Origin of the sequence: Mesorhizobium sp. M1348 (genome assembly GCF_040317925.1) — a bacterium.
Lineage (GTDB): Bacteria > Pseudomonadota > Alphaproteobacteria > Rhizobiales > Rhizobiaceae > Mesorhizobium.
Window position 1 is genome coordinate 1 of record NZ_JAMYLH010000060.1, and the last position, 13,542, is coordinate 13,542.

Genomic DNA, 13,542 nt, shown 5'->3' on the forward strand with positions numbered 1-13,542 from the left:
CCCCGCAAAGCGGCGGAACAGCGTCCTACAAGTGAAAGACTGTCCTGATTCCAGTGCGGGAAGATGACAGAAAGGACGCGATAAAGATGGGACCTAACACGAGCTTGGCCACTGGACCGGCCACCTAACGCGGCTTGCTCGCGACCTCTCCGGCTCGTTCGGCTCCAAGGCTTACGCGCGTGAAGAATTGGTCGCCGAAATCACTTCCGCCTTCGTCTGCAGCAATCTCGGTATCGAGCCGACCGTGCGTCATGCCGATTACATCGGCTCATGGCTGAAGGTGCTGCGCGAGGACAACCGCGCGATCTTCCGTGCCGCCAGTCTTGCCTCCAAGGCCGCCGATTTCCTGCTTGGCCTACAGGCCGATGCCGAAGGCGAGGCGCAGGAAGGGATTGCGGCATGACGATGCGCGATCCTCAACTGACCGCGACCGAGCCGACGCCGCAAGGCGAGCAGATGCTCATTCCCGGTGTTCGGCCGATAACCACGCGCGATCGGCTCACCCTTCTGATGGACGCGCCGATGTGTCCGCGCGCGGCGCAAAAGCCGCTCGATATCGGCCTCTTCGATGAAGCCAGCAGAAATCAACTCGACCTGTTCTGACAAGGAGTCTTTCCATGATCCTGATCACCGATCCACTGCGCGCACGACTGCTCGCCAATGGCGCCGCCGACGCCGACATCGACCATTTTCCCGTTGTGAAACTGTTTAATCCCTCAGGTGCCGCCACGTGGCTTTTGACCGAACTCGACGCCGATGGCGACACGCTGTTCGGCCTTTGCGATCTCGGCTTCGGCTTCCCCGAACTCGGCAGCGTCAGTCTGGCCGAGCTTGCGTCCGTAAAGGTCCGCTTGGCCTCGGCATAGAGCGCGACCTGCATTTCCAGGCGCGCTTTCCGCTCTCCGTCTATGCCGAAGCCGCCCGCATTTGCCGCCACATCACCGAGGCCGAGCGAATTCTGCGGCAGGCAGCAGACGCCCTTTCAAAGCCCCATTCCGAGCTTCCGCCCGACACGGCGGAACAGCAGCGCCGATAGACGCAAAAACCGTCCCGCCGCGCCGGCCTTCGGCCTCTGCGGCGGGGGACAACCTCAACCAAAGCGAAAGGAGAGTAACCATGCAGCTTGCCCACATCCCCCTAGATCAGCTCAACATTTCCGCGCTCAACATGCGCCATGGAACACGCGCGCCCGACATATCCGACATCCTGCCCTCCGTGCGTGCGCGCGGCGTGCTGGTGCCTCTCCTTGTGCGGCCGAACGGCCAGCCGGAAACCTTCGAGATCGTCGCCGGCAGGCGGCGCTATTTCGCCGCGAAATCGCTTGCCGACGAGCGCGGCGAAGGCGATCCCTTGCCCTGCGCCATCATGGAGGATGGCGACGACGCCGGTGCGCTGGAAGCCTCGCTGATCGAAAACCTCGCCCGCCTCGATCCTGACGAAGTATCGCAATGGGAGACGTTTTCGCGGCTCGTCAGGCAAGGCCGCACCGTTCCCGACATCGCTGCGACCTTCGGCATCACTGACCTGAAGGTCAAACGCATTCTGGCGCTTGGCGACCTCTTGCCCAAAATCCGCGAAGCCTATCGCCGCGAGGAGATCGACGCCGAGACGGTGCGCCATCTCACCATGGCGTCCAAGGCGCAGCAGAAGGACTGGCTGGCACTCTGTGCCGATCCCGATCAATACGCGCCGCGTGGCTTTCAATTGAAGCAATGGCTGTTCGGCGGCCAGTCGATTTCCACCAAGGTGGCGCTGTTTGCCATCGAGGAGTATCCCGGCCTGATCACCTCGGATCTGTTCGGCGAGGACAGCTATTTCGCCGATGCCGACCTGTTCTGGCAAAAGCAGAACGAAGCGATTGCCACCAGACGCGACACATATCTCAACGACGGCTGGAGCGAGGTGGTGCTGCTGGAACCGGGCCAATATTTCCACCCATGGGACCACGAGAAGACCCCGAAGAAGAAGGGCGGCAAGGTCTTTATCGCGGTCACGTTTCGCGGCGAGGTCGAGTGTCACGAGGGCTGGCTGTCACACAAGCAAGCCCGCCGCGCCCGCGAGGGCGGTGAGCAAGAAGAAACAGCCGCCAAGCCGCCGCGCCCCGAACTCACCGGCCCGATGCAGAACTATGTCGATCTGCATCGCCATGCGGCCGTGCGCGCGGCCATTCTCGACCATCCCGCCGTGGCGCTGCGACTCGTGGTGGCGCACGCCATCACCGGTTCCGGCCTGTGGCAGGTGCGCCGTGAGCCACAGCGCGCAGTCAATGAAACGGTGACTGCCAGCCTTGCCGGCTGCAAGGCTGAAGCTGCATTCGGCAAAAAGCGGCGCGAAGTGTTGGCCCTGGTCGGATCACCGGATGAGGATGGAGTGGTGGCCGGCAGCAATGGCGACGCCTTTGCTATCGCCGGCGTGTTCGCCCGCCTCTTGGCGCTGTGCGACGACGATGTCATGCGCGTTCTCACCCTTGTCATGGCCGAGACGCTTGCAGCCGGCAGCGCCGTCATCGAGGCGCTCGGCAACCATCTGAACGTGGATATGGGCGCATGGTGGGAAGCGGACGATGCGTTCTTCGACCTCTTGCGCGACAAGGAAATCGCCAATTCGATGCTGGCCGAGGTCGGCGGCAAGCTGGTCGCCGACGGCAATGTCGCCGAGAAGGTCAAGACGCAAAAGAAGATCATCCGCGACTTCCTGGCGGGCGAGAATGGCCGCCTCAGGGTCGAGACCTGGCTGCCGCGCTGGATGAAATTCCCGGCCGAAAGCTACACCAGCCGCGGCGGTTTCCGCACCGCCGATCAGTGGGCACAAGTGCAGCCGCTGTTCGTCCGCGAATAATCGATCAGGGCCCAAGCGGCGGTTCTTTCGAGTGCCGCCGCTCAGGTCGCGCGCGCCGCTCCGGACCGCGCCGGCTGCCGATCGGTCGTCTTGTCGAGCCGGTGCCGCGCGCGAGAAATCCCGACGCCAACTCGCCCCATTTCGGCAGCCCTGCACCACGCCGGGTTGCTTGCTGAGGCGCCAGGCGCATGGGGCCAATTGTCCGATCCGGTTGCCGACAGAGCCCGCGCAGCCAGCCCCCTGCATTGCCGCCCGCTCTTGTGCCACCGATCGCGCCACCTGTCTCCATGTGTCTCAGGGACCATTCCCCTGCGGCTGGCTTGACGACCTATGGGCGGATCCGGCCCGCCCGAAACCCTCGCCAGCAGCTTTTTTCCCCGCCGCCTGCGGCGGCTTCCTCGCGCCGCTTCGCTTCAAAAAAGCTGTCCGCTCGGGTCCTCCGCTATCGCTGCGGCCGTCCCGGTTCCGGCGGTCCGGACGCGCCCATCACGGTCCGCCATCGCAGGGGAATGGTCCCCGGCGAGCACCAAAAGGAGACTAAAATGACCGCGATCGGATACGTTACCAAACAGGAAAACGGCGGCTACAAGGGCCAGCTCAGGACGCTTAGCGTCCGCGCCGACATCGACATCGTGCCCAATCAGGCAAAGAGCGCCGACACCCATCCCGACTTTCGGGTGCTGACGCAAGGGGTCGAAGTAGGGGCCGGCTGGATCCGCACCGGCGAGACCTCCGGCAAGGACTATGTGAGCCTGTCGATTGCCGCCCCGGAGTTCGGTCCGCGCAAGCTCTACGCCAATCTCGGCCGCGCCGCCGGCCAGGACGACGACGACACATACGCCATCATCTGGAACCCGGTCGACTGAACCGCCAGCCTCGAGCCCCGCGCCGCCACCGGCGCGGGGCTCTTCTCAAGAAGGGGCGGCGAAAACTCGCCCCCCACTCTTCGCCCGTCCCCAAAACGATCTCGCTCGCCGATCCTCGCCTTCGCTTGTCCGTAACGAAACGAGGACCATCATGGACGACGAAAACGAACGCGCGGCCCGCGCGAAGAAGGGCAGTCCGTTTCTCAACACCGCGCAGGCCGCCTTCTATATCGGGCTATCCCAGCGCACGCTGGAGAAGATGCGGCTCAAGGGCGGTGGCCCGCAATTCCGCAAGCACGGCCGCTATGTCCGCTATCACATCGACGAGCTCGACGACTGGTCGAAGGGACGCGCGCAGGAGACCAGGCCCGAGGATGGCGGGCACAATTCCGGCTCGGCCGGTGAGGGAGGCCGCTCATGAGCCGGCGTCCCACTATCCGTCTGATCGGCAGCCATCTGCGGCGCATTCGGGCGCGCAAGACGATCGCCGTGGCCACAATAGGCCTCGGCCTGATCGGCTTCGCCGCTTTCGACAACCCATCGCCCTGGCTGGTGTGGAACGCCTCGGCCAGTGCGCCGGTCGGCCTCTATCGCGTCGCGTCCGGATCACCGGCTCGTGGCGATCTGGTGCTCGTCCGCCCGCCAAAACCGGTCGCCGATCTCGCCGCCGAACGCTTCTATCTGCCCAGCAATGTGCCGCTGGTCAAGCGCCTTGCCGCGCTGCCTGGCGAGCATGTCTGCGCCTTCGGCGACGCCATCATCATCGGCGGCGAGATTGTCGCGCGCCGGCTGGCAACCGACACGCAGCACCGTCCGCTGCCTTGGTGGAATGCCTGCCGCAAGCTTGCCGCCGACGAGTTTTTCCTGCTCGGCAACGATAGAAACCGCTCCTTCGACAGCCGCTATTTCGGGCCGGTGCCGGCCGAAAATATTGCCGGGAGGCTCGTGCCGCTATGGACCGAGTAACCCTCCTGATGCTGGGCATGGTCGCGATAGCGCCATGCGCCTGTTCCGCCGCGACCGACGCTCAGCCGGCCGCCATCTCCCGTGGTCCGCAGCTCCAACGATGGCAGCACTTGATAGCCGAAGCAAGCCGGCGTTTCAGCATTCCACAGCCCTGGATTTATGCCGTCATGGATGCCGAAAGCCGGGGGCAGACAATGCTGGACGGACGGCCGATCGCCTCACACGCCGGCGCCATCGGCCTCATGCAGGTGATGCCCGGCACCTACGAGGAGATGCGCGCAGAGCTTGGCCTGGGGGCCGATCCGCACGACCCTCGCGACAACATTCTGGCAGGCACTGCCTATCTGCGCGCCATGTATGACCGCTTCGGCTTTCCCGGCCTGTTTGCCGCCTATAACGCTGGGCCGGACCGCTACGAACAGCATTTGCAGCGTGGGCGACCGCTGCCCAGCGAGACGGTTTCGTATCTGGAAGAGCTCAAGGCTGCGGGGATTTCGGCCGCCGACATGGACGCGTTCACCGGCAAATCCCGTTCCGGAAAAGCGCCGGAAATCCCGTCCGGGCAGTCGCTGTTTTTCCTGCGAAACGGTGTTTCCGCGACCGATCCGAATGGCCAAATTGTGGTGCCGCTCGGATCGGAGCGAGCAAGGTCAGGCCGGCCGGATCGCAGGTGAGGGCAGGGGTACCGTGGGTCGCGCCGGGCAGGGAGGCAGGTCCGCGGAAGGCAAGATAAAGGCATCGCCTCCTGGAGGCGGCGAAGTCTTTGTCTGCACATCGTTTTTCACGGAGGCTGCGTTCAGCGTCAGGAGAGCTTCTGCCGACAAACCTTTGATTTTGTTAAAGATTACTAGGAGGCTCAATGCAGGATGAAGAGTTCAAGCCGAGCCTGGGCAAAATCGGATCGCGCGGCTCGAAGGCAGGCAAGCGTTTCGCCGGCCAGATCCGCGCCGCGATCAACCGAGCCGGCGGCGGCAGCGGTCGCCGTGGCCGCTTCATCGGAAGCCGGGCGGGGCGCGGCGGGGCTGCTGCCGCCGTTCTCAGAGCGCGCGACCCCCACGCGGCGTTTCGGCAGCGGCGCGCCGTCGTCAAGGCGCGTATCGTCAAGCTGGCCGGCAAGGGTGTTGACGGGGCACGTGCACACCTTCGCTACCTCCAGCGCGACGGCGTCACCCGCGAAGGCGAGCCTGGCGAGCTCTATAGCGCCGACAGCGACCGTGTTGATGGCAAGGCCTTCATCGATCGTGCCGATGGCGACCGGCATCAGTTCCGCTTCATCGTCGCCCCTGAAGACGGCATCGAGTATGACGACCTGAAGCCGCTCACGCGGCGCCTCATGGCGCAAATGGAAGAAGACCTCGGCACCAAGCTCGACTGGGTCGCTGTCGATCATTTCAACACTGGTCATCCGCATACCCATATTATCGTCCGCGGCAAGGACGACCGCGGCGAAAATCTTGTCATCGCGCGAGACTACATCTCGTCTGGAATCCGTGAACGGGCGGCCGAGCTGGTCAGCCTCGACCTTGGCCCGAGAACGGACCGCGAGATCGAGCAACGCCTGCGCCAGGAAATGGAGCGGGAACGCTTCACCAGCATCGATCGGCAGCTGCTCCGCATGCGCGACCATGAGGGGCATGTCTCACCGGCCAGCCGAGACACGTTTCGCCAGACGCTGCACCAGGGCCGCCTGCGCAAGCTCGAGCGGATGGGTCTGGCTGAGGAAGTCGGCTCGGGCCACTGGCGCCTTGATGGCGAGCTTGAAGCGACACTGCGCCGCATCGGCGAGCGGGGCGACATCATCAAGACCATGCACCGCGAACTGACCGGCAAGGGGCTCGCCCGCAGTGCCGCCGACTATGTTGTCCATGATCGATCTGCAGAGCAGATGCAGCCTGTCGTCGGCCGCATCATTGCGCGCGGCCTGGCCGACGAAATCACTGACCGCCATTACCTCGTCGTCGACGCCGTAGACGGCAAAAGCCACTATGTTGATATCGGCAAAGGCGAGGCAACCCAACCGACGGCAGAGGGCTGCATAGTGCGGGTCACGCCGAGGGACACCGGGCCAAGGCAAGTCGACCGCACAATTGCCGAGATCGCCACGGCCCATGACGGGCGCTACAGCATCGATATCCATCTCAAGCATGACCAGTCGGCCACCGAACGCTTTGCCGAAACGCACGTGCGGCGACTGGAGGCGATCCGCCGGGCGACCGGTGGTGTCGAGCGCGAGCCGGACGGTACATGGACTATCGCGCCGGACCATCTCGACCGCGTCGCGGGCTACGAGCGTCAGCGAGCGAGGGCCGAGCCGGTTGTCGTCGACAAGCTCTCATCAATGCTGCTGGAGAGCCAAGTCAGCTTCGACGGCGCCACCTGGCTCGATCGAGAGCTGGTTTCCGACACACCGGAGGCCTTGCACAGCTCTGGTTTCGGCCGCGATGTCCGAGAGGCGCAAGGCCGCCGACGGCAGTGGCTGATTGCGCAAGGTCTTGCTCGGGAAGAGCAGGACCGGATCGTCTATCGCGCCAACATGCTTTCTATCCTGCGTCAACGTGAGCTGAACCGTGTTGCCGGTCAACTGTCTGACGAACTCGGTCTGCCCTATTCTGAAGCCCAGAGTGGAGATCGAATAGAAGGCACGCTCCGCCGCTCCGTCGAGCTCGCCGGCGGAAAATACGCTGTCATCGAGAAATCGCGCGAGTTCACGCTGGTACCATGGAGGCCAGTGCTTGATCGGTCTGTTGGCAAGGAGGTGTCTGGTGTCATGGGTGGGGAGGGGATTTCATGGACCATCGGCCGGCAGAGAAGCGGACCAAGCATTTCGTGACATGGCTACACAACTTCTTTTGCCCGCGTTGAAACAGGTACTCAGTCCGGACGGAGTTCGCCCGCTAATTGCCCGCGGCATTGATCTCGCGAGGGATAAATGGCTGGTCGTGCAAGACTTATCGTTCGCTCTACAAAAAGCGCCCCAATCATTCATCGTATTCCATGGTTCTGAGCCAAAACCCTCCTGCGCCACCACGGCATTCTTCCCGGTGCCACGGAAGCCCCGCCGACGACGGCGGTGCCGGCCTGGTTGCGCAGGGCTGCCCCCGACCCGAACAGTTGCGGCGCATGAGGACTTGCAATCACTGCAGGTGCGGCCATCGGCGCGCTCGATGCGATGGTCCGCCAGCTAGAGAGGTGGGCTGGCGCCTGGTGACAGCGCCTAGGCTTTCGGCGGCCGCGGTACGGCGAGCAGGCTCGCGGCGTCGAGGATGAAGCCGCACTTCGCGATGTTCTTCTGCTCACACGACCGGGAGACGAGGTCGGCCCCGCGGGCCGGATGCTGTTGGCCGGGCGTGAACTGGCTGCCCATCCCGCTGAGGATCTTCTAACGGGAGAAACCTCGCTGCGGTAGGGAAGATTTCGGTCGTCGCCCGCGACGACGAGGCGGTCAGCGACCTGGCCAGACGAGCTCGGCAGCTTTCCGCTGCGGCATGGTGACCGGCGCGATCATGGCCGCCGAATGAGATCGCTTCGAACGCACCGTCGGATGCTGGCTCGCCGACGCTTTACTGGCGCAGCGCCTGGGAGGGGCAATGCGGTGCCGCTACTGGGCACCGAGGCAGCTTTGGGCATGAGACCCGATCAATCGCGCCGGGCCGCGACGGTCATTGCGGCATCTGGAGTCGAGGCCGGGTCAGACCGGGGGAAAAACTGCTCGTCGCGTAGGAGCCCCGCGTTGCGCGCCGTCGATCTTTCCGCCCAACTCGGCGCCGCGCGGACCGGGGCTTGCCATTGCCCCGAAACTGGAGGCCAAGGCGACGGACCCGCCCTGCGTATACCGACGCCCGCCGCGCCGCCGTCGGCGGAAACGAGCGAGCCGTGGACCTCACACAATCTGAGGTGCTGGTGACGATGTGCATCACCTACTTCCATCCGCATTCCTGCCCACGAGCTCACCGGTGCGCCCGCGGTGCTGCGAACCCGCCGACGAATATTTGGCAGAAGCCGGAGTGGGCGCTCACCCGCGACGATTTTTTTGGCCTTGACCGGGCCGGGCGGCGCGACCCGAGCGTCGGGACAAAAAGCCGGGAAGGGGAGGCACCAGCCCGGTTGAAGCCAAGGGCATGATGATGTGAGGACGATCTGCTGGAAAGAATTTGCGCAGATCGATGCTGTCCTGGCGCGCTCGTCGAAGATTCTGAGCGGCGCCGACGTGGCTGCTCGAAGGGAGAACACTTCACTGCGTGACCGTCCGGACCTGATTACGATCTCCATTGGAATAAAGAAGAACGACGGGCCGAATGGCAGGGTGGATCGCCAAGATGCGCGATCTGCCGGCTGTCCTGCGCGCGTGCGGGAGTCGCCACCATGAGCTTTACGACAAAATTGCAATTCGCTCGGGAGCCCGATCAGATTTGAAGCTCCGCGACCGTCTGGCGCCGACGGCAGCCAATAGAAGCGCGTCTGACCGATCGTCGCGTCCATCTCCAGAAGCCCCGCTAGCAGGTTGTGACCATTGCTGTGGCAATGCAGCAGTCCTGGATGGCTGCATCAAATCCACGCGCGCGCTGAAGCATCGTGAAAAATTCATGGAATATTTCAGCTGATAAAATGAGCCGATTCAATTTCGATCGATCAATCAGCGCCCTTCTCGGGGCTGTCGGTCCGCGTCGCGCCTGACGGCGGCGCTATGCTGGTGCTCCTACGGCCGCCCTGTTGAACCGCTTTCTCCAGCACCGAACTTAATTGGTCCCGCTGGCGGACATTTCGATGCTTCCGCCTTGTAGGCCTTCTTTGTTGCGGCCGGCTCTGCGGCACGGCTGCGCCGACGTGAACGTGCTTGGCGGCACGTTTTGTGAGGGAGGGAAAGAGGCGCGCGGCCCTCTCCCTGCAAGCCGCCGATGGCGGATTCCTCCGTCTGCCCGCTTCGCTCCGTGCAGACCGGGGAGACCCCGCCGCCCCCCTTGCTCCCCGCTGCTCGCCACGATGCAGGGGGACAGGCGACCTGAACCCGTGCCCAAGCCGATCTGATGTCAGAGGCGGTGGGGCTGGACATGGGCCGCCCGTGGTGGACGTACCTGCCACACAAATCCTCATGCTCGCCTAACCGGCCGCAACGTATGGCAATCCGGGCAGTCCCGATGAAAGATGGAGTAGGTCTCGGCCATTCCCGTGTCCGAACCCAGAAAAGTTACTGGTTTCCTTACGGGCGCGATACAAAGGGCACGGGCTGGACTTGGCTGCCGGGGGCGGGGCTTGTCGACCGCTCGATCGAAAGTGAGAGACGAGGAGGAGAATCACCGACCTGCAGAGCGGCAAGGCGCTCGCCTACCTCCCTGTCAGTCACCGTTAGCCGATGGTTTAGACGAAGATAGTCCGTCCATGTCGGCGTGCGGAATGTCTCGGTCCAAAGGGTCGAGTTCTGAAGATCGCGCTGGAGGGTCCAGTCCCGCGCACCGGCACGGCTCTGAACGCGCCGCCTTTCGCGCATGCAGCTCAGAAATTCCTCGATATTCTCCTCGGGTATCGAGTACTCCACCTTGATCACGATCGGGCCGCTCCTGGGCTTCAAATCGAGGGCCAGTTCTGGTGGCCTGAAGTCGAAGGCCCCTTGATCGGATTCCTCCCATAGCCGTACCGGCAATAGCTTTCCCACAGCTGCAACCAGCAGCAGCGCCGCTGCAGCACCTTCCAAAGCCCACGTCAGGGAATAGTACTGCGCGACAGCACCCCAGATCCAGCTGCCCGCTGCCATGCCGCCGTAGGTCAGGGCGTAATAGATCGACAGGGTGCGACCAACGACCCACCTTGGGCTTGCCAACTGCACACACACGTCGGTTCCGGTCCAGGTGACAACCCAGCCTGCGCCAGCGATTGCAAGCGCGATCGCTGCTACGGCCACCGATGATGTGAGAGCCAGTAAAAGGCAACACGTTGCGCAAGCAACGGACGCGAGCGTGATCAATCGATTTTGGGACGTGATGCGTCTGAAGTAGCTATTGCCAATGCCCGCGATGAAGGCGCCTGTGCCGAAGCCGGCTAACAGGACGCCGTAAACAATTGGCCCGCCCGCAAGTTGGTCGCGAACCACGAGGGGGAGCAGAGCAAGGATCGAGATGCTTGACAGCCCGAACAGGGTTGCGCGCACGATCGCCACTCTGATCTCAGAGGAGATTGCCGTGAAGCGCATGCCATCATGAATGGCCGTCGTCATCCGCTCGCGCGGAAGAGGCGAAGAGCGAACTTGCCACTTGGAGCGCAGCACAGCGCTCAACGGGACCAGGTCGGTCAGCGCAGCGAAGGCGAAAGCCGTAAGGGGGCCCAGCAAAGCCAAAATTACACCGCCCAGCGCCGGTCCTATGCTCCGAACCACGTTGTACCCCACCGACATCAGCGTCACTGCAGCGGGTATGTCGCGCTTTTCCAGGATGTCGCCGACCGAGGCGTGCCAGGCTGGATCATTCAAGGCAAAGCCGCATCCCGCCAAGAAACTCAGCCCCAAGATCAGCCATGGACTGACAAAGCCCAGTCCAACAGAGAGAGCCAGCGCCGTGGATGCCAGTGCGATCAGGCAATGTCCGGCAAGCATCACGCCGCGGCGGCTGAAGCTGTCTGCAATCGCTCCAGCAAGGATCGACAAGAAGAAGGCGGGCAGTGTCGATGCAGCCTGCACGAGCGCAACCATCAGATCGGAGGCTGAAATCGTTGCCATAAGCCAGCTTATAGCCACGCTCTGCACCAGCCAGCCAAGGCTGGATATCTGCGTGGCTGTCCAGATCGAACGAAAGACCGGATTCTGAAGAGGGATCAGTGTGTTTGCCGCAAAGGGCGGGGAATCTTGACGCCGCATGACTTCTCACCTCCACCACGTAGTTCTTTCACTCACTCACTTGCTGACAGCGGTGCGCCTTACGCACAGCTGCGTCACAACCAAGTTCCGATATCGCGCTCGCAACAAAGTAGATGTCGCATCCACGGTGCTGATGCGCGATGAGTGTGCCAGTTGGGCGTCAGCTGGTCTGGGTCGCGCAGCCCGATGGGGTGCGGTCTGCCCTGCGACTCTTGGCCTTGGACGGTGCTACCGCCCCGATGGGCGGGTTGTCAAACTGCCACGGTGCTAGCAGCGCCCATCCCATCCTGACAGGCATGAGCATACGACGCAGTGCATCGCTGGTATCGGAGGCGGGTGCAAGATCAAGGGTGGCGTCGTCTTGACAAGTACGAGCTGGTGGGCGCCTTTGCCCGACCTACACATCGGCGATTCATGGGGCCGCCGTTCAACTCGTTGGTCTATGCGCAAAAAAACATAATACGCTTGTAAAAGACGTTTCGTGCCGGCGCAGGCGCCGAGGAGGGCGCGGAAGCCTTCACCATCGTCATCCCGCCACCGAACGTCACCGGCTCGCTGCATATGGGCCATGGGCTCAACAACACGCTGCAGGACATTCTGGTGCGCTTCGAGCGCATGCGGGCAAGAATCTCCTTTGGCAGCCGGGCATGGATCATGCCGGGATCGCCACACAGATGGTGGTCGAGCGCCAGTTGATGGAGAAGCAGATCCACCGCCGCGACCTGACGCGCGATGAGCTCATCGAGACCGGCGGCGCGATCCTCAACCAGTTGAAGCGGCTGGGCGCCTCCGCCGACTGGAGCCGGGAGCGTTTCACCATGGACGAGGGCCTGTCCAGGGCGGTGCTCGAAGTGTTTGTCACCCTCTACAACGAAGGCCTGATCTACAAGGACAAGCGCCTTGTGAACTGGGACGGAAGCTCTTGACTGCGATTTCCGACCTTGAGGTCGAACAGCAGGAGGTCAACGGTAATCTCTGGCATTTCCGCTACCCCGTCGAGGGCGAGGTTTTGGATCCGGAAAATCCTAAAACCTTCATCACCGTGGCGACGACCCGCCCGGAGACGATGCTGGGCGATATGGCGGTCGGCGGTGCACCCGACGACGAGCGTTTCCGGCATCTTGTCGGCAAGAACCTCATCCTCTGCCGATCGTCGGCCGCAGGATCGCGGTGGTGGCGGACGAGTATTCTGATCCGGAGAAAGGCAGCGGCGCGGTCAAGATCACGCCGGCGCACGACTTCAACGAATTTGAGGTCGGCAGGCGCCATAAGTTGCCGGCGATCAATATTCTCACCATAGAGGCGGCGGTCACCCTCACGGACAATGACGACTTTCTCGCCGGGCTGGAGGTGACGCCGTAGCGCCATGCGGTCCGGGACGAGCTCGACGGTCTGACGCTTACATCTCGCCGAACTGGTATCCAAGCAAGCATGAATTCCATAACCAGGTGCCGACGTGGAACTATCTCGTCGTCCACGCCCACGGACGCATCACTGTCCGGGATGATGAGCGCTATGTGTGCGCCGTAACGTGGCGAAGCTCACTCACATGCATGAAGCCTCGCAGCCTGCCCCGTGGAAGATGGGCGACGCGCCGAAGGACTTCATTGACACGATGGTGAAGGCGATCGTCGCCCTAGAAATCGAGATCACCACCCTGGTTGGTAAATCAAAACTCAGCCAGAACAAAGAGGTGCGCGACATTCAGAACGCTGGTGAAATGCTGAATGCCCGAGGCGTCAATGGGATGGGAGAAGCGATGCTCGCGGCTGCGGCGGCCAAATCCCAATAGCAACTATCTTGTCCCGACAAGCCGCTGGTGTCAAGCGAAGTGAGGATTTGACCCCTGGGGCGAAACGAAGAACTGACCCCCTCATTGCTTTGCAGTTTCGTTGGTGTCGGGGGGGGGGGGGGGGGGGGGGGGGGGGGGGGGCGGGGGGGGGGGAGGGGAGGGAACGGGGGGGGGGGGCGGGGGGGGGGGGGGGGGGGGGGGGGTGTGGGGTGGCAGCAGAGGAGGGCGGGGGGGGG

Annotated in this window: 11 protein-coding genes and 4 pseudogenes; 14 read left to right on the forward strand and 1 reads right to left on the reverse strand. The window is 63.3% G+C overall.

What is annotated here, in order from left to right; genetic code table 11:
* Positions 1–97: 97 nt before the first annotated feature.
* The 11 genes and pseudogenes from NKH13_RS34955 to NKH13_RS35005 all read left to right on the forward strand — a co-directional run.
* Positions 98–403, forward strand: a pseudogene (locus tag NKH13_RS34955) (zincin-like metallopeptidase domain-containing protein); the annotation flags it as partial.
* The gene (locus tag NKH13_RS34960) at positions 400–603 is read left to right on the forward strand and encodes a hypothetical protein (protein ID WP_352453623.1); all 204 of its coding nucleotides are present in this window, start codon (positions 400–402) and stop codon (positions 601–603) included. The pseudogene NKH13_RS34955 and the gene NKH13_RS34960, both read left to right, overlap by 4 nt.
* Positions 604–617: 14 nt before the next feature.
* Positions 618–1,036, forward strand: a pseudogene (locus tag NKH13_RS34965) (DUF2958 domain-containing protein).
* An 80-nt stretch (positions 1,037–1,116) separates the two neighbouring features.
* The gene (locus tag NKH13_RS34970; RefSeq protein WP_352917392.1) at positions 1,117–2,838 is read left to right on the forward strand and encodes a ParB/RepB/Spo0J family partition protein; all 1,722 of its coding nucleotides are present in this window, start codon (positions 1,117–1,119) and stop codon (positions 2,836–2,838) included.
* 542 nt (positions 2,839–3,380) lie between these two features.
* Entirely contained in the window at positions 3,381–3,704 is a 324-nt protein-coding gene (locus NKH13_RS34975; RefSeq protein ID WP_352474126.1) for a DUF736 domain-containing protein, read from the forward strand.
* A 151-nt stretch (positions 3,705–3,855) separates the two neighbouring features.
* Positions 3,856–4,125: a helix-turn-helix transcriptional regulator gene (locus NKH13_RS34980; RefSeq protein WP_352453595.1), complete on the forward strand. Its 270-nt coding sequence runs from the start codon at positions 3,856–3,858 to the stop codon at positions 4,123–4,125.
* A complete protein-coding gene (gene lepB / locus NKH13_RS34985; RefSeq protein WP_352502721.1) occupies positions 4,122–4,670 on the forward strand; it encodes a signal peptidase I in 549 nt (182 codons plus the stop codon). Before NKH13_RS34980 ends, lepB begins: the two co-directional genes overlap by 4 nt.
* A 17-nt stretch (positions 4,671–4,687) precedes the next feature.
* On the forward strand, positions 4,688–5,344 hold the full coding sequence (locus NKH13_RS34990) for a lytic transglycosylase domain-containing protein (protein ID WP_502914609.1): 657 nt from the start codon (positions 4,688–4,690) through the stop codon (positions 5,342–5,344).
* 185 nt (positions 5,345–5,529) lie between these two features.
* Positions 5,530–7,500: a relaxase/mobilization nuclease RlxS gene (gene rlxS, locus NKH13_RS34995; protein ID WP_352917395.1), complete on the forward strand. Its 1,971-nt coding sequence runs from the start codon at positions 5,530–5,532 to the stop codon at positions 7,498–7,500.
* Positions 7,501–7,959: 459 nt separating this feature from the next.
* Positions 7,960–8,076 carry a hypothetical protein gene (locus NKH13_RS35000; protein ID WP_352567124.1) on the forward strand — a complete coding sequence of 39 codons (117 nt, stop codon included), beginning with the start codon at positions 7,960–7,962 and terminating at the stop codon, positions 8,074–8,076.
* Positions 8,077–8,486: 410 nt separating this feature from the next.
* Positions 8,487–8,600, forward strand: a pseudogene (locus NKH13_RS35005) (SMC-Scp complex subunit ScpB); the annotation flags it as partial.
* Positions 8,601–9,867: 1,267 nt separating this feature from the next.
* On the opposite strand, the gene NKH13_RS35010 reads toward NKH13_RS35005, so the two are convergent.
* Positions 9,868–11,514 carry an MFS transporter gene (locus tag NKH13_RS35010; protein WP_352517878.1) on the reverse strand — a complete coding sequence of 549 codons (1,647 nt, stop codon included), beginning with the start codon at positions 11,512–11,514 and terminating at the stop codon, positions 9,868–9,870.
* Positions 11,515–11,991: 477 nt separating this feature from the next.
* Between NKH13_RS35010 and NKH13_RS35015 the strand changes: the two are divergent.
* The 3 genes and pseudogenes from NKH13_RS35015 to NKH13_RS35025 all read left to right on the forward strand — a co-directional run.
* Positions 11,992–12,873 (forward strand): annotated as a pseudogene (locus tag NKH13_RS35015) (class I tRNA ligase family protein); the annotation flags it as partial.
* Between the two features lie 89 nt (positions 12,874–12,962).
* Positions 12,963–13,136, forward strand: a complete 174-nt coding sequence (locus NKH13_RS35020) for an FMN-binding negative transcriptional regulator (protein WP_352468507.1) — start codon at positions 12,963–12,965, stop codon at positions 13,134–13,136.
* Positions 13,064–13,306 (forward strand): FMN-binding negative transcriptional regulator, encoded by a 243-nt coding sequence (locus NKH13_RS35025; protein ID WP_352567081.1) that lies wholly within the window; start codon positions 13,064–13,066, stop codon positions 13,304–13,306. Before NKH13_RS35020 ends, NKH13_RS35025 begins: the two co-directional genes overlap by 73 nt.
* The last annotated feature ends 236 nt before the right edge of the window (positions 13,307–13,542 follow it).

What these genes read in the sequence shown, in the direction of transcription:
- NKH13_RS34960 (WP_352453623.1), top strand. Translation starts at nt 400, where the DNA reads ATGACGATGCGCGATCCTCAACTGACCGCGACCGAGCCGACGCCGCAA.
- NKH13_RS34970 (WP_352917392.1), top strand. Translation starts at nt 1,117, where the DNA reads ATGCAGCTTGCCCACATCCCCCTAGATCAGCTCAACATTTCCGCGCTC.
- NKH13_RS34975 (WP_352474126.1), top strand. Translation starts at nt 3,381, where the DNA reads ATGACCGCGATCGGATACGTTACCAAACAGGAAAACGGCGGCTACAAG.
- NKH13_RS34980 (WP_352453595.1), top strand. Translation starts at nt 3,856, where the DNA reads ATGGACGACGAAAACGAACGCGCGGCCCGCGCGAAGAAGGGCAGTCCG.
- lepB (WP_352502721.1), top strand. Translation starts at nt 4,122, where the DNA reads ATGAGCCGGCGTCCCACTATCCGTCTGATCGGCAGCCATCTGCGGCGC.
- NKH13_RS34990 (WP_502914609.1), top strand. Translation starts at nt 4,688, where the DNA reads ATGGTCGCGATAGCGCCATGCGCCTGTTCCGCCGCGACCGACGCTCAG.
- rlxS (WP_352917395.1), top strand. Translation starts at nt 5,530, where the DNA reads ATGCAGGATGAAGAGTTCAAGCCGAGCCTGGGCAAAATCGGATCGCGC.
- NKH13_RS35010 (WP_352517878.1), bottom strand. Translation starts at nt 11,514, where the DNA reads ATGCGGCGTCAAGATTCCCCGCCCTTTGCGGCAAACACACTGATCCCT.
- NKH13_RS35025 (WP_352567081.1), top strand. Translation starts at nt 13,064, where the DNA reads ATGCATGAAGCCTCGCAGCCTGCCCCGTGGAAGATGGGCGACGCGCCG.